This is a genomic window from Citricoccus sp. NPDC079358, assembly GCF_040702545.1.
In the GTDB taxonomy this organism is placed as follows: domain Bacteria; phylum Actinomycetota; class Actinomycetes; order Actinomycetales; family Micrococcaceae; genus Citricoccus.
Window position 1 is genome coordinate 22,639 of the sequence record NZ_JBFBLI010000009.1, and the last position, 14,463, is coordinate 37,101.

Below are 14,463 nucleotides of genomic sequence, written 5' to 3' on the forward strand. Positions count from 1 at the left end.
TCAGCCTACCGCCGCGGCCCGCATCCCGGCCCGCAGGTCCTCCCACAAATCGTCCACGTGTTCGATGCCCACACTCAGCCGCAGCAGCCCGGCCGGCACGGTGGCCGGTTCACCGTCGAAACGCCGGCGGCGTTCGACCAGCGACTCCACGCCGCCCAGGGACGTGGCGGGGACCCAGTGGCGCAGGTGCCGGACCACGGCATCGGCGGCCGCCGCCCCACCCTCCACCACGAGGGTCAGCACGGCCCCGAAGCCGCCCTGCATCTGGGCCGCGGCCAGGGCGTGCTGCGGGTGCTCCGGCAGGCCCGGGTACGTCACGGCGGCCAGCGGCAGGCTGCCCTCGCGCCGCGCCGCGTCGAGGCGCCGCGCCAGTTCGGCCGCATTGGCCTGCGAGCGCTCGAGGCGCAGGGCCAGGGTCCGCATGCCGCGCAGCGCCAGGAACGCCTCCATGGGACCGGCGATCGCCCCGTGCAGTGTGCGGTGGGCGTGCAGCTGGCGGTGCAGGCCGGCGTCGTCCGTCACGGCGGCACCCAGCACCACGTCCGAGTGCCCGGCCAGGTATTTGGTCACCGAATGGACCACGACGTCGGCGCCCAGCTCGAGCGGCCGCTGCACCAAGGGCGTGGCGAAGGTGTTGTCCACCACCACGAGGGTGCCGGCCGCGTGGGCGGCCTCGGTGAGTGCGGCGAGATCCGCCACCTCCAGCATGGGGTTGGTGGGGGATTCGAGCCAGAGGATGCTGGCGGGATCGCCCGTGGCACCCGGGGCGCCCGTGCCGCGCACGGCCCGGATCACGGCCTCGGCGTCCGTGATGTCCACCCGCTCCACGGCCAGCCGGCCGGTCTGGCGCAGCGAGTCCAGCAGGGTCAGGCCGCCCTGGTAGGCGTGCTGCGGGGCGACGACGCGGCCACCGTTCGGGGCCAGGTGCAGGGCGGCCGAGATGGCGGCCATGCCGGAGGAGAACAGCAGGGCGGGCCGATCGGCCGGGTCCACCACGCCCTCCAGGGCCGCCAACAGCGCCTCCGGACCGTCCCAGGTGGGATTGGACATGCGCCCGTAGAGCCGGCGAGGCCCCGCCGCGTCCGGCTCCCAGCCGACGAACGTGGAGGTGAAGTGCACCGGTTCGTTGACGGGGGCATCCACCTCCCGGGCGGGACGGGAGGCACTGACCAACAGGGTTTCGGGATGCATCCTGAAATCGTACGTCCGGAGCGGGCCCGGAACTGTGGATCGTTGCCCGTTGTGACGGCCCGGGCCGTTAGGCTGGACCGGTGATCGAGCAGCCCTCCCCCTCCCCCGGACCCGTCCCCTCCCGGACCGGTCCGCTGGGTCTCTTCATCGCCTTCGAGGGCGGGGACGGCTCCGGCAAGTCCACCCAGGCGAGGATGCTCGCCGAACGGCTGACGGCCCACGGTCACGACGTGCTGCTGACGCGCGAGCCGGGCGGGACCGACGTCGGCGAACGGCTGCGCTCCCTCGTGCTGGATCCGGTCCACTCCCCCATCGACCCGGTGACCGAGGCCCTGATCTTCGCCGCCGCCCGGTCCGCCCACGTCCGCCAGCTGATCCGCCCGGCCCTGGCCGCCGGACGCACCGTGGTGACCGACCGCTACGTGGACTCCTCCGTGGCCTACCAGGGGGCCGGCCGGGATCTCGGCACGGACACGGTGGCCGGGGTCAACGAGTGGGCCACCGGCGGCCTGCACCCGGACCTGACCGTCCTGCTGGACGTGGACACCGGCACCGCCGCCACCCGCCGTGCCGGCCGCGAGCAGGCCACCGGCAGCACCGGTCCAGACCGCCTGGAATCCGAGCCCGAGCCCTTCCACCAGCGCATCCGCACCGCCTTCACGGACCGTGCCGCTCAGGCCCCGGAGCGCTACCTGGTGCTCGACGCCGGCCGGTCCGCCCCGGAGATCGCCGCCGAGGTGTGGCGCCAGGTCGCCGGGTTGCTCGGCCACGGGGCCGGCCGATGAGCGCCGCACCCGACGTCCCGCCCGCCGTGGCACCCGCGTGGGGCGAGCTCGCGGGCCAGGAGGCCGCCGTCGGGCAATTGTCCCGGGCCGCGACCATGGACGCTCCCACGCATGCCTGGCTGTTCACCGGCCCGCCCGGCTCCGGACGGTCCAATGCCGCGCGGGCGTTCGCCCAGGCGCTCCAGTGCGAGGTGGCAGACCCGGCCCGGCGCGGCTGCGGGCACTGCCACGCCTGCCTGACGGTGCACGCGGGAACGCACGCGGACGTCAAGGTCATGGCCACCGAGAACGTCACGTACAAGATCGACGAGATCCGCGAGCTGATCTCCCTCGCCCAGGACCGTCCCTCCTCCGGGCGGTGGCGGATTTTCATCATCGAGGACGCGGACCGCATGACGGAGCGCGCCACCAACGTCCTGCTCAAGGCGATCGAGGAGCCGCCGGCCCGGACCATCTGGATGCTGTGTGCCCCCTCCCCCGCGGACGTGCTGGTGACCATCCGCTCCCGGTGCCGCCCGGTGGGGCTGCGCATTCCCTCGGTGCAGTCGGTCGCGGACCTGCTGGCGGACCGCGACGGCCTGGATCCGGCACTGGCGCTGTTCGCGGCCCGCGCCTCCCAGTCCCACGTGGGCATGGCCCGGCGGCTGGCCCGGGACGAGGGCGCCCGGCAGCGCCGTGAAGCCGTGGTCCACCTGCCGCTGCGGATCCAGGCGACCTCGGATGCGGTGGCCCTGGCCAAGGAGCTGGTGGAGGTCACCCAGGAGGAGGCGAAATCCTCGGCCGAGGTCCGCAACGCCGAGGAGAGGGCCGGCCTGCTGCGCGCGCTGGGCCTGGGTGAGGACGAGAAGGTCCCGCCCAAGCTGCGCCACCACGTCAAGCGCCTCGAGGACAGCCAGACGGCCCGCAACAAGCGCTCCGTGCATGACACCCTCGACCGCGCCATGATCGACCTGACCGGCCTGTTCCGGGACGTGCTGGCCCTGCAGCTGGGCACCGGCGCGGAGCTGGTCAACGAGCACTTGCGGGACGAGCTCGGTTCCTACGCCCACGGGGTCACCGCCGAGCGGACCGTGGCCCGGATCGACGCCGTGGCCACCGCCCGCCGGCGCCTGGCAGGCAACGTGCCCCCGCTGCTGGCGCTCGAGGCGATGACGATGAGCTTCTTGCCGGACCGCATCCTGGACCGCCGTCCGGGCGAGCTGGTCTGACCCCCTGATTCTGCCCACTGACGCTGTCCCGAAAGGACCCCGCGTGCGCTTGCACCCCTTCTCCTCCACCTCCGGCGCCCTGGTCGCCGTCGTCGCGACCGTCCTGGTCCTCACGGGGTGCACCTCGGGCGGAGGGCCGGACGGCGGGCAGGCCGAGGGGCAGGCCGGCGGGCCGGCCTCCGGAGCCGTAGAGCCGACGTCGGGCACCGCAGCCGTTCCGGAGGGACTGGAGGACCTCTACGCCCAGGACCCCGCCTGGCAGTCCTGCGAGCAGGATGCCGGCGATTTCGAGTGCGCCACCGTGGAGGCCCCGCTGGACTACGCGGATCCGCAGGGTGAGCGGATCGAGTTGGCCCTGGTCCGCACAGGAGGGGCCGAGGAGGGCGCCCCGCACCTGCTGCTGAACCCCGGCGGGCCGGGAGCGTCCGGGGTGGACATGGTGGTGGACTCCCTGGACTACGTGGTCTCCGGAGCGGTCCAGGACCACTACGCCGTGGTCGGCTTCGATCCCCGCGGCGTGTCCCGCTCGGCGCCGGTGGAGTGCCTGTCCGACGAGGAGATGGACGCGGCCCGCGAGGAGCACATCGACCCCTCCACCGACGAGGGCCTGGAACAGGTCCGGGAGTCCGCCCGGGAGTACGCGCAGGCCTGCGATGAGAACACCGGTGAGGTCCTCGGCCACGTGGACACCGACTCCGCGGCCCGGGACATGGACCTGATGCGGGCCGTGCTGGGCGATCAGCGGCTGAACTACCTCGGCTTCTCCTACGGCACCGCCCTGGGGGCCTCCTACGCCGAGCAGTTCCCGGCCAACGTGGGCCGGATGGTGCTGGACGGGGCCATGGATCCGTCGCTCGACGAGTTCGAGGTGAGCCTGGGCCAGGCCGAGGCCTTCGAGGAGGCCATCGCGGCCTGGGCTGAGTCCTGCCTCGCCGGCCCGGATTGCCCCCTGTCCGGCACGGCGGAGGACGGCGTGGCGCAGCTCCGCGAGCTGCTGGCGCAGGTGGAGCAGTCCCCGCTGACCTCCTCCGACGGGCGGCAGGTCCCGGCCGCCACCTTCGTCGCGGGGCTGATCACCCCGCTGTACGCGGACGAGAACTGGCCGATGCTCACCCAGGCCGTCGCCGACGCCATGAACGGCAACCCGGACGTGATGCTGTACCTCGCGGACCTGAACGCCGGCCGCGACGAGGACGGCGAGTACAGCTCCAACATCAACGACGCCTTCACGGCCATCAACTGCCTCGACTCCTCTTCGGCGTCCGACACCGAGACGCTCCGGAGCCAGGCGGAACAGCTGGACGAGGCCTCCCCGACCATTGGCCGGTTCCTGGCCTACGGTGGGGCGAACTGTGCCGAGTGGCCCGAGAAGCCGGTGGACGAGCCCGCTCCCGCCCGCGCTCCCGGGGCAGCGCCGATCGTGGTCATCGGCACCCAGGGTGATCCCGCCACCCCGTACGAGTGGGCCCCGGCGCTGGCCGAGCAGCTCGAGTCCGGGGTGCTCGTCTCCTGGAACGGCCAGGGGCATACCGCCTACGGCCGGGCCGGGGAGTGCATCGGGGCCGCCGTGGACGGGTACCTGATCGAGGGCACCGTGCCCGAGGACGGGTTGACCTGCGACTGATTAGTCTGCCCGGGAGTCTGCCAGCGGGGTCAGGGTCTCAGCAGCCTGCGCCGGTCACCAGGGCCGGGACGTCCCGGATGGAGGGCACGACGACGGCCGCCCCGGCACCGCTGAGCGCGGCTTCGTCGTGATAGCCGGTCAGCACCCCCACGGTCAGCCCGGCACCGGCCCGCTGGCCGGCCCGGATGTCCCCGGCCGTGTCCCCCACCGTCATGACGGAGCGGACGTCCTCGAGGTCCAGGGCCAGCAGCGCCGTGAGGATCATGTCCGGGTACGGCGCGCCACGGCCGGCGTCCGAGGGGCAGAGGCTGAGATCGGAGACGCCCATCCAGCCCAGTGACTCCAGGATCATGTTTTGGGTGTGCCGGGCGAAGCCGGTGGTCAGCACGATCTTCATCCCCGCCTCGCGGAGGGCGGCCACGGCCTCCGCGGCACCGTCCACGGGCCGGACGCCACGTTCGGCCAGCAGCCGGTCATAGGTGGACTCGAAGCAATCGTTGGCGCGACGGGCGGCCACGGGGTCCTCCGCGAAGATGGAGCGGAAGATCTCATGGCGCGAGGTGCCGCGGGCCTCACGGAAGTACCCCACCATCGCATCCGAGCGGGAGCCTCCCGGCTCGATGCCCTCCTGCAGGATCGCGGTGGTGAAGGCCTCGTCCTGGAGACCTCCCTCCTCCACGGTGGTGCCGGACATGTCCAGCACGGCCAGCTTCAGCGGACGCCGCGAACGGACGTCCCGGTGCGGTGGGGCGATGGCAGGCATCATCACAACTGTCCTCCCGTAGACAGACGGCCCGGCTGGTGCCGGGCCTGTCATCATGTTCGGACCACTCCACCGCGGCGACCTGTCCTGAGGTTGGACGTCAAGTGAACGTCGTCTGTGGGTTGTGAACACGGTGCGCCCTGTCTGCTTTTGCCGGGCGGGGCACCGGCCCGCTATCATCGATAGCCGTGGCACCCCCCGGGTGTCAGCGTCCGCCTCCTTAGCTCAGCTGGCCAGAGCAGCTCCCTCGTAAAGAGCAGGTCACCGGTTCGAATCCGGTAGGGGGCTCAGACAGACAACGCGCCGTTGAGGGAACTTCTCCCGCAGCGGCGCGTTCTCGTTTCCGGACTCTAGGTTCCAGGGCGGAGGCCGGCGGCCTCCTCTGCCTCTTGCACGGCAGCCACGACCTTCTCGGCCCGGCGTCCCACCGAATGCAGCGATGCCTGGCCCAGCCGGAACAACGCCGCGGCCTGGGCCGTGGTGGCCAGGTCGTTCGCGGCCCGAGACAGGATGCGGTGCACATCGCTGCCGGACGCGGGGACCTGCAGTCCGGTCTCGGGGTGGTGGCGGTGGGCCTCCACGCACAGGTGGCGTACCCGGGGCGCCAGTTCGGCCAGCACGTTGCCGGCGTTGACCAGCCCGTTCAACTCGTCCTCGGGGATCGTGCCCTCCGCGCGGGCCTCCTGGACCACCTGCCAGTACCGGTCCAGCGAGCGGATGAACCAGTCATGGCTCCGGCGCCAGAGATCGGTCCCGAGCTCCGTCTCGTCCCTCTTGGCCTGCCGGCGCCGCGCGAACGGTCCTGCCATCAGGGCCTCTCCCCCGTCCTCAGGAGGATCTTGCCTGTCCGGTCCGCCTCTTCGAAGCGGTCCTGGGCGGCCGCCACGTCTTCCAGGGCGAACACCGCATCCGTGGTGGTGCGGATGGCTCCGGAGGTCACCAGTGGCCAGACCTGTTCGGCCACCTCCCGCATGATCCCGGCCTTCTCCTCCGCCGGCCGTGGGCGCAGCATCGTCCCGGTGACCACGGCGTTTTTACCCATGACCGCGCCGATCGGCAGGGTTCCGGAGGCTCCGCCCTGCAGGCCGATCACCACCAGCCGACCGCCGCGCGCCAACGCCGCTACGTTCTTCTCCAGGTACTTCGCCCCCATCACGTCCAGGATCACGTCCGCGCCATGGCCACCGGTGATCTCCTTCATCCGGGCCACGAAGTCCTCCTCACGGTGGTTGATGGCCGCCTCAGCACCCAGCTCGAGACTCCGCTGCACCTTGTCCGCGCTCCCGGCGGTCGCCACGGGACGCGCGCCCAGCGCTTTCAGCAGTTGCAGGGCGAACGACCCGATGCCGCCGGTGCCACCGTGCACGAGCACCCAGTCGCCCCGGCCCACGCCGGCCTGCTGGACCAGATTGGACCAGCACGTGGCCGCGACCTCCGGGAGCCCGGCCGCATCGGTGAGGGAGACGCCGTCGGGCACGGAGACGACCTGTCCGGCGGGGACCACCACGTACTCGGCATAGCCGCCGCCCGCCAGCAGGGCGCAGACCGGCGTGCCGAAATCCCAATTCCCGACGCCCGCCCCGGTCTCCTCGATCGTTCCGGAGACCTCCAGCCCGGGCACCTCAGAGGCCCCCTCCGGGACGGGATAATTTCCCGCCCGCTGCAACAGGTCCGCGCGGTTGATGCCGGCAGCAGTGACCTTGATGAGGACTTCACCGGGCCCCGCCACCGGGAGGGTCTGGTCCTCCACGGAGAGAACCTCGCGACCACCGGCACCGGCATACGTCACGGCCCGCATGGTGTGGTGATGGAGCTGCTGGGACATGGCCCTCCCCTTCTCTGGTGGCTCGTCAACAACGTTCTCAGCGTTACTTCTAGGCTACTCGGGTGGCTTGGCTGCATGGTCGCGTGAGCTGTCTCCCAACGCAACGTTGACCTCGGCGCCATTCGCCGACTCCGTGGCGATGGTCTTGAGGGACGCATCGAGCCGGTTGGCGAACCGACTGGCACCTCGTTGGAGATGTTGTCCGGCAGGGTGGCGGTCACCGTGGTGTTCGGCAGGGTGGTGGAGCAGGCGATCACCCGTGACGGTCCACGCGCTCTCAGCGGTGGTTCCTTCAGTGCTGGTCCTGTCGATGCGGGTTCCGGTGGCGGGGTGAGGGGTCGGGGGCGATTGGTGTAGTCGTGGCCGGTGGGAGTGGTGACGCGCAGTTCCTCCGCGGTGGCATGGTGGGTCCAGCCGGGGTTCTCTTTGGTGTGGTTGCAGCGGACGCAGAGCCCGGAGGCGTTGTCCCAGGAGGTGGGTCCGCCCTCGCGGTGGGGAGTGGCGTGGTCGATGTGCCGGATCGGGGCATCGCAGTACGGGGTGCGGCAGATGCCGTCACGGAGGAGCACCATGTGGCGCAAGAGTCCGGAGAAGGCCCGGCGGTGGGAGTCCATCGCGACGAGCTGGCCGGTCGTGGGTGCGGTGTAGAGCCGGCGCAGGAAGACCTCGGCCTCGGTATCGGCGATCATCCGGCGTGCCACGGGCGCCGGGATCGGACCTTGACCGGGCAGCCACGCGGGGAGGCCGGCGGGGAGGTCGGCGTGATGTGCGCCGGCGCTCGTTTCGGTGCCTGCATCTGGGTCCTCCCCGACTGCTCCGCTGGCAATGCCGGCAGCGGTGAGGAGGCTCGTGTCGGTCATGATCAGTTGGATCTCGACGGGGACGGCGTCGGCGGTGGCCTGGCCGGTGAGTCGTTGGACGAAGAGGTCGGTGAGGACTTGCTGTGGGGTCCTCTCCGCAGCGTCGCCTTCGGCGATGGTGCTGGCTGCGGCCGTGGTCAGATTCTGAAAGCAGGCGGCACCCTGAGCGATGGGGAGCAGTGCGGTGAGGTAGGCCATGCCGGGATTGGTCTGGGCTGGTTTCAGACTCACGTGACGGTCTCGGCAGGCCTGTTCCTGGCGCTGGAGTGCGGAGGCCGGGTCTTGTCCGTGGGCCGCGGCTTGGGCTTCCTGGAGGAGGTCCCGGTGCCCGAGGAGTTCGAGCCGCTCGGCCAGGACGGCATCGACGGCCCGACGTTGGGGCGGGGTGAGCCAGTGGGTTTGCCGGTCGATGGTGGCAGCCTGGTCTTCGCTGATGCGTCCAGTGGTCAGAGAGTCCAGAGTGTGGGGCAGGTCCGCCACCAGGTTCAGGGCCAGGCGGAGGTGTTTGGAGCCCCGGGCCCCGGTACGCCGAGCCAGGCCGACCTCGGCGGGCAGACCGCGACCGCGACGATCCTCGGGGATGCCCTGGGCTGCTTCAGACTGCGTGCGGTGAACATGCAGGGCGGCGGTCTCGCGGGCCTGGGCGGCAGCGCAGGCTGACTTCAGTGCTTCCAGAGCCTGGATCCGGTCAATGGCCTCGGCTTCGGGCCCGTCCGGAGATGCAATGGCCTGCCGCGCGTCCAGTTCATCGGGGTTGAGGGCCGCGGCGGGGACCATCAGCGCCAAGGCCTGGCGCAGGCCGATGAGGTGGAGTGCGTTGACCGGCACCGCAGTCACCGGCACCCGCGCACCGTCAGATCCAGCGATGGTGGCATCCGGGGTATCCGTGCCGGGGATCGCAACCGGGACGCTGCTGGGGGCGGCGGCGGCAGCGCTGCCGTTGACGCCGCCGTCGGGCTGGGGCACGTCACCTTCGCTCCACTGACTCCGTTGCGCTTCGAACATGTGTACTACTCTACGGAGGTGGCTGGACACGATAAGCAACGACCACCCGAGATGTGGACGACGTCCGGAAAAGCAACACCTGTGCAGGACGGGGCGGCACAGGGGCACGCGCGGGACAGGCCCCGCCATGGAATGCCGCAACACCGGTAGGCTGATCGGGGCCTTTAGAATGGTCCCCCTGGATGGTTGTCCGAGCGGCCGAAGGAGCTGGTCTTGAAAACCAGTGTGCGGTAACCCCGTACCAAGAGTTCGAATCTCTTACCATCCGCGTGAATAAAGGGAAGCGGCCCCGCTGAGCGGGGCCGCTTCCGCGTTTCTGGGGGCCGTCTAGGTCCGATTTGTGGCCGGACTGTGGCCATTGGTCCCGGACGCCGCCCGGGGGATCATGCCTGCGCGCTGCTCCGCGACTGCCTCGCCCAACGCCCGGCGGGAGGACCTCGACTACCTGACCACCCGGGCGCAGAAGGGCAGTCCCAAACTCACTCTCAAGGACATGGTCCCCATGCCCTAGATCTGGCCTCGGTCGGGCGCCCGGTGTTCAATGAGCCATGGGATCGTCCGTGGCGCACGAGCGCTCCGGTAGCCGTCGCCTGCCGGAGCACCGTTCGCGGCGCAGGAGTCGGGTGCGCTTCTCTCTCGCCGCGCTGGCCCTCATGCTGGTCCTGGTCGTGGGTGGCCCGCAGCTCGCGCTGTGGTCGGGGGACCCGGTCGCTGCGAAGGACTGCGTCGTCAGCCCGGCGCCATTCCCGCCCACCCAGGAAGCGTCGCGCGCAACCGCCCAGTCGGATGCTGCTGCATACCCCGGTGGTCTCGCCCAGCACGGCGGCACGGTGTCCGACGCCAGCTGCCTGACCCGGACCCCGGTCTTCGGCGTCGTCCGGCCGGTCGACGAGGATGGGGTGCGTACCGCGCTCACGTTCGCCGAGGAGTATGACCTGGTCGTCGCCGTCGGGGGCACGCAGCACGCGATGGGCGGGCAGGCGACATACCCCGGTGGGTTGGTGGTGGACATGCGCGGACTCGACGCGATCACCGTGGACGAGCACGCGAGGACGGCCACGGTGCAGGCTGGCGCGACGTGGCACCAGGTGCTGGAGGCGGTGCACCCGGTCGGGCTGTCGGTCTCTACCATGCCCAGCGTCGACGTGCTCAGCGTCGGGGGCACGGTCTCGGTTAACGCGCACGGACTGGACTTCCGCGCAGGGAGCCTGTCGTCCACGATCCGCTCGCTGCGGGTGATGCTCGCCGACGGCACCGTGCACCGGGTCGGCCCGGACCAGGAGCCCGAGCTGTTCCAGGCCGTCGTGGGCGGCTACGGGCTCTTCGGCGTGGTGCTCGACGTGGAACTCGATCTGGTCACCAGCGAGATGTACCGGCTGCGCAGTACCGTCATCCCGCACCGCGATTTCCCGCAGGTCTTCGCCTCACAGGTGGCTGCCGTCGACGCGGTGCGGATGACCTACACACACCTGTCGACATCCCCGGGCAGCCTGCTGCAGGAGGCAATTGTCTACACCTACGAGCGGGTCGACACCGCCGAACCAGTCCCGCCGCTCAAGGAACGGGCCTCGGACCGGGCGAGCCGGCTGGTCTTCAACCTGGCCCGCACCGGTGATCTCGGGCAGCGCCTGAAGTGGACGGCACAACGCGAGCTGCTGCCGCGGGTGCGCGGTTGTCTGCAGTCTCGCAACGAGGCCCTGCGCGAGGCGGAGGCGTGCATGGTCGGGCGCAACCAGACGATGTACGAGAGCCTGGGCTTCCTGCAGAACCGGCTTCCGCAGTACACGGACGTCCTGCACGAGTACTTCCTGCCCCCCGACCAGATCGTCCCCTTCCTCGACGAGCTGCGAGCCCAGCTCGGCAATCACGACGCCCAGCTGCTCAGCGCCTCGATCCGTTCGGTACACGGCGAGGACATCGTCTTGGACTACGCGCAGGGTGAGAGGTTCTCGCTGGTGCTCTACCTCAGCCAGAAGGTCAGCGACGAGGGCAGCGAGGATATGGCTTCCCTGACGCGTGCTCTGGTCGAGTCCTCCCTGGACCTCGGCGGGACGTTCTACCTGCCATACCAGCAGCACTACACGAGAGAGCAGGTGGCGCAGGCGTACCCGCGGCTCGAGGCGTTCTTCGCGACCAAGCACCGCTACGACCCGGGGATGCGATTCCAGAACAGCTTCTCCGCGCGGTTCGGGTGAACGGTGCCACATGGCGTGTCGCCCACGACGCCGTAGCAACCTGACCGGTTGCCACGGCATCGTGGTCTTTTGGATCTGGTCTTCACCGGTCCTGCCCTGTACCGTTCCCTCCACCGTTACCGGAATTTCACCCGGCGGTGATCAGATGACGGAGCTGCCACGTCAGTGGAAGTCGACCAGCGCCGGTACATCCCCATCACCGGCGGGTTCGCACCGTCCAGGGGAATCAAAGAGGGAATCACATGTCGCTGCAGTCAAGGAAGTCCTTGCTGGCAGGTGTTCTGACCGCGGGGCTCGTTGCCGCTCCCGCCGTCGCACTGCCCGCGTCCGCCACCACCGAACCACCCGCGCCGGCCTCCACAGGGGCCGGCGCTACTGTGTCCACCGATGAGGCCGTGAAGACCGCCGCCGAGCCGGCGGCCGAGGGCACCGAGAAGATCTCGATCCTGAGCTTCAACGACTTCCACGGAGCGCTGTCCGAGGAGTACGGCGGCACCCTCTTCTCCCATACGGTGGAGGGCTACCGCACCGCGTTCGAGGCAGCCAACGGTGAGGGCTCCACCCTGCTGACCACCGCCGGCGACCTGATCGGCGCCTCGGCCTCCGTGTCGAACGTCCAGCAGGACGAGCCGACCCTCGAGATCATGAACCAGCTGGGCCTCGCCGTCGCCGCCGCCGGCAATCACGAATTCGACAAAGGCCTGGACGACCTCACCGGCCGTGTCATGGACATCGCCGACTTCGACTTCCTGGCCGCGAACTTCGTCGATCCGGAAACCCAGGAGCCGATCCTCACCGACCACGAAATCTTCGAGGTCGACGGTGTCGACGTCGCCGTGATCGGCGCCGTCCCGAACAACCTCTACGCCACCACCACCGGGTCCGGCCTGCAGGGCAACGAGGTCATCGACCTGGTCGACGCCGTCAACGGCGTGGCCCAGGAGATCGAGGCCGCCGGCACCGCGGACGTCATCGTGGCCTCCTATCATGACGGCGCCTCCGGCAACGGTGATCTGGCCAATGAGGTGGAGAACTCGGCAGTCTTCGACTCCATCGTCAACGGCACCGATGAGTCCGTGGATGTGATCTTCAACGGTCACACGCACCAGACCTACAACTACGAGACGACGGCCGGAGAGACCGAGCGTCCGGTGGTGCAGACTGGACAGTCCGGCAACCTGTTAGGTGCCGTGGAGCTGACCATCGACACCGAGACAAAAGAGGTCGTGGACTACGACTCCGAACTCATCGAGCGCACCCCCACCCCGATGACCGGTGAAGAGCCGAATGACGCATTCGACCCGGCAGCGATGGACGCCCTCGTGGCGGATTCCACCGAGACGGTCCAGGCCATCTACGAGACCGAGAAGGCCGCCGTCGCCGAGTTCGACGAATTGAAGGACACCGTGATCGGCGAGATGGATTCTTCCATCACCACCGACTACCAGACCCGCATCGAGGAGTCCGGCAGCTGGCGCGCCGGTGGCACCCGCCGCCAGGAGACCACCCTGGGCAACTGGGCTGCCAACGCCCTCAAGGACCGCATCTCCCTGAGCAACTCCGAGGTGGACCTCGGAGTCACCAACTCCGGTGGCCTGCGCGCCGAGTTGCTGTTCGACAAGCTCACCGGCGGCGGCGAATTCCCGAACAAGGCCGCCGACATGGTCGGCAAGGTGAGCCTCGGCGAGATCCTGGACTTCGCCCCGTTCGGCAACACGCTGACCTACTTCGACATTCCGGGCTCCTCCCTCAAGCAGGTACTTGAGGAGAACTGGCAGGACGGAAAGAAGGCCCTGCACCTGGGCTGGTCCGAGGAGTTGACCTGGACCTACGACGAGTCGCGGCCGCAGGACGACAAGGTCACCGGCATCTGGATCGCCGGCGAGCCCGTGGTCATGGACGAGATGTACACCATCGGCACCCTGTCCTTCCTCGCCGACGACTCCTGGGTGGGGACTGAGAACTCCGCCCCGGACGGCTACGAGGGTTTCGCCATCGGCCAGGAGAACAAGGTCGACCTGGGCATCATGGACAACCAGGCCTTCCAGGAGTACGTGCAGGCGCAGACCGCTGCCGCAGGTGACATCCGCCCGGACTTCGCCAAGAAGGCGGTGGAGGTCAAGGACGCCACCAGCACCGCCACCCCCGGGGCGAATCTCTCCCTGACGCTGGAGAACCTGGAGATGGATTCCGACGGTGCCGGCGATGCCACCTCGGTCTCCGTGGCCTTCCAACCGGCCGAGGGAGAGGCCGTGGAGGTTGGCACCGTGGAGGTGGCAGCAGACGGCGAGTCCGCGGACCTGTCCACCCTGCAGGCACCCGAGACCACCGGCGTGGGCGAACTGGTCATGACCGTGACCTACGACGACGCCTATGAGTCCACCACCGAGGTCCGCTCGGCCCTCACGATCGGCACGGACGTCGTGGAGGATTTCTCGGACAATCAGCCCGGTTCGGTGTACTACGCACCGGTGCGGTGGATGCAGGCCGCGGGGGTGACCACCGGCTACACCGATGGCACCTACCGCAAGGCCGCTGAGATCACCCGTGGTGAGTCCGTGGCCTTCCTGCAGCGCTACCTGGCCCCGGACTACACCGTGGACCCGGACGACGAGGACGCCCCGGTGTTCCCGGACGTGCCGGCCGGGGCCCCGCACTTCACCCCGATCGCCTGGGCCGCCGACAACTCCGACGGCGCCACCGCCGTGTCCGAGGGCTACGCCGACGGCACCTTCCGCCCCGGCCAGGACGTCACCCGCGCGGAGTTCGTCACCTTCCTCTACCGGGCCGCCGGTCCTGAGGGCTTCACCGCCCCCGAGATCTCCACATTCCCGGACGTGCCGTCCACCGGCTCGCACTACGAGGCCATCTCCTGGGCCGCCGCCGAAGGCCTCGTCAACGGCTACCACGACGGCGAATACCGCCCCTACGATCCGATCAGCCGCGGCGAGGTCGCCAAGGTCATGTACCAGCACGACCTCGTCAGCACCGACTGACCGACCCCGCC

Annotated in this window: 11 protein-coding genes and 2 tRNA genes; 8 read left to right on the forward strand and 5 right to left on the reverse strand. The window is 69.9% G+C overall.

The window, feature by feature from the left end; translation table 11 throughout:
• Positions 1–1,191: a PLP-dependent transferase gene (locus tag AB0333_RS11810; protein WP_366218869.1), complete on the reverse strand. Its 1,191-nt coding sequence runs from the start codon at positions 1,189–1,191 to the stop codon at positions 1–3.
• A gap of 80 nt (positions 1,192–1,271) precedes the next feature.
• Between AB0333_RS11810 and tmk the strand changes: the two genes are divergently transcribed.
• Genes tmk through AB0333_RS11825 form a run of 3 tightly spaced genes read left to right on the forward strand, consistent with a single transcriptional unit; the run spans position 1,272 to position 4,808 of the window.
• Complete coding sequence (gene tmk, locus AB0333_RS11815) at positions 1,272–1,976, forward strand: dTMP kinase (protein ID WP_366218870.1); 705 nt, start codon at positions 1,272–1,274, stop codon at positions 1,974–1,976.
• Positions 1,973–3,184, forward strand: coding sequence for a DNA polymerase III subunit delta' (locus AB0333_RS11820; protein WP_366218871.1), 1,212 nt, complete (start codon positions 1,973–1,975; stop codon positions 3,182–3,184). Before tmk ends, AB0333_RS11820 begins: the two co-directional genes overlap by 4 nt.
• A 43-nt stretch (positions 3,185–3,227) precedes the next feature.
• Entirely contained in the window at positions 3,228–4,808 is a 1,581-nt protein-coding gene (locus AB0333_RS11825; RefSeq protein ID WP_366218872.1) for an alpha/beta hydrolase, read from the forward strand.
• Positions 4,809–4,845: 37 nt separating this feature from the next.
• Here the strand turns inward: AB0333_RS11825 and AB0333_RS11830 are convergent, their stop codons facing one another.
• Positions 4,846–5,574: an HAD family hydrolase gene (locus AB0333_RS11830; protein WP_366218873.1), complete on the reverse strand. Its 729-nt coding sequence runs from the start codon at positions 5,572–5,574 to the stop codon at positions 4,846–4,848.
• 211 nt (positions 5,575–5,785) lie between these two features.
• Between AB0333_RS11830 and AB0333_RS11835 the strand changes: the two genes are divergently transcribed.
• Positions 5,786–5,859 (forward strand) — tRNA-Thr (locus AB0333_RS11835).
• 62 nt (positions 5,860–5,921) lie between these two features.
• Here the strand turns inward: AB0333_RS11835 and AB0333_RS11840 are convergent.
• From AB0333_RS11840 to AB0333_RS11850, 3 genes are read right to left on the reverse strand one after another with little or no spacing between them, the layout of a single operon-like run.
• Positions 5,922–6,380: a hypothetical protein gene (locus tag AB0333_RS11840; RefSeq protein WP_366218874.1), complete on the reverse strand. Its 459-nt coding sequence runs from the start codon at positions 6,378–6,380 to the stop codon at positions 5,922–5,924.
• On the reverse strand, positions 6,380–7,396 hold the full coding sequence (locus AB0333_RS11845) for an NAD(P)H-quinone oxidoreductase (RefSeq protein ID WP_366218875.1): 1,017 nt from the start codon (positions 7,394–7,396) through the stop codon (positions 6,380–6,382). The genes AB0333_RS11840 and AB0333_RS11845 overlap by 1 nt, the downstream gene beginning before the upstream one ends.
• Positions 7,357–9,222: an HNH endonuclease gene (locus tag AB0333_RS11850; RefSeq protein WP_366218876.1), complete on the reverse strand. Its 1,866-nt coding sequence runs from the start codon at positions 9,220–9,222 to the stop codon at positions 7,357–7,359. Before AB0333_RS11850 ends, AB0333_RS11845 begins: the two co-directional genes overlap by 40 nt.
• A 219-nt stretch (positions 9,223–9,441) precedes the next feature.
• Here AB0333_RS11850 and AB0333_RS11855 point away from each other — a divergent pair.
• The 4 genes from AB0333_RS11855 to AB0333_RS11870 all read left to right on the forward strand — a co-directional run bounded on the left by AB0333_RS11855 (position 9,442) and on the right by AB0333_RS11870 (position 14,452).
• Positions 9,442–9,529: transfer RNA gene (locus AB0333_RS11855), tRNA-Ser, on the forward strand.
• Positions 9,530–9,646: 117 nt separating this feature from the next.
• On the forward strand, positions 9,647–9,772 hold the full coding sequence (locus AB0333_RS11860) for a hypothetical protein (protein ID WP_366218877.1): 126 nt from the start codon (positions 9,647–9,649) through the stop codon (positions 9,770–9,772).
• A gap of 37 nt (positions 9,773–9,809) precedes the next feature.
• A complete protein-coding gene (locus AB0333_RS11865; RefSeq protein ID WP_366218878.1) occupies positions 9,810–11,456 on the forward strand; it encodes an FAD-binding oxidoreductase in 1,647 nt (548 codons plus the stop codon).
• A gap of 266 nt (positions 11,457–11,722) precedes the next feature.
• Positions 11,723–14,452 carry a 5'-nucleotidase C-terminal domain-containing protein gene (locus AB0333_RS11870; protein WP_366218879.1) on the forward strand — a complete coding sequence of 910 codons (2,730 nt, stop codon included), beginning with the start codon at positions 11,723–11,725 and terminating at the stop codon, positions 14,450–14,452.
• Positions 14,453–14,463 lie beyond the last annotated feature (11 nt).

What these genes read in the sequence shown, in the direction of transcription:
- AB0333_RS11810 (WP_366218869.1), bottom strand. Translation starts at nt 1,191, where the DNA reads ATGCATCCCGAAACCCTGTTGGTCAGTGCCTCCCGTCCCGCCCGGGAG.
- AB0333_RS11865 (WP_366218878.1), top strand. Translation starts at nt 9,810, where the DNA reads ATGGGATCGTCCGTGGCGCACGAGCGCTCCGGTAGCCGTCGCCTGCCG.
- AB0333_RS11860 (WP_366218877.1), top strand. Translation starts at nt 9,647, where the DNA reads ATGCCTGCGCGCTGCTCCGCGACTGCCTCGCCCAACGCCCGGCGGGAG.
- AB0333_RS11840 (WP_366218874.1), bottom strand. Translation starts at nt 6,380, where the DNA reads ATGGCAGGACCGTTCGCGCGGCGCCGGCAGGCCAAGAGGGACGAGACG.
- AB0333_RS11830 (WP_366218873.1), bottom strand. Translation starts at nt 5,574, where the DNA reads ATGATGCCTGCCATCGCCCCACCGCACCGGGACGTCCGTTCGCGGCGT.
- AB0333_RS11845 (WP_366218875.1), bottom strand. Translation starts at nt 7,396, where the DNA reads ATGTCCCAGCAGCTCCATCACCACACCATGCGGGCCGTGACGTATGCC.
- AB0333_RS11820 (WP_366218871.1), top strand. Translation starts at nt 1,973, where the DNA reads ATGAGCGCCGCACCCGACGTCCCGCCCGCCGTGGCACCCGCGTGGGGC.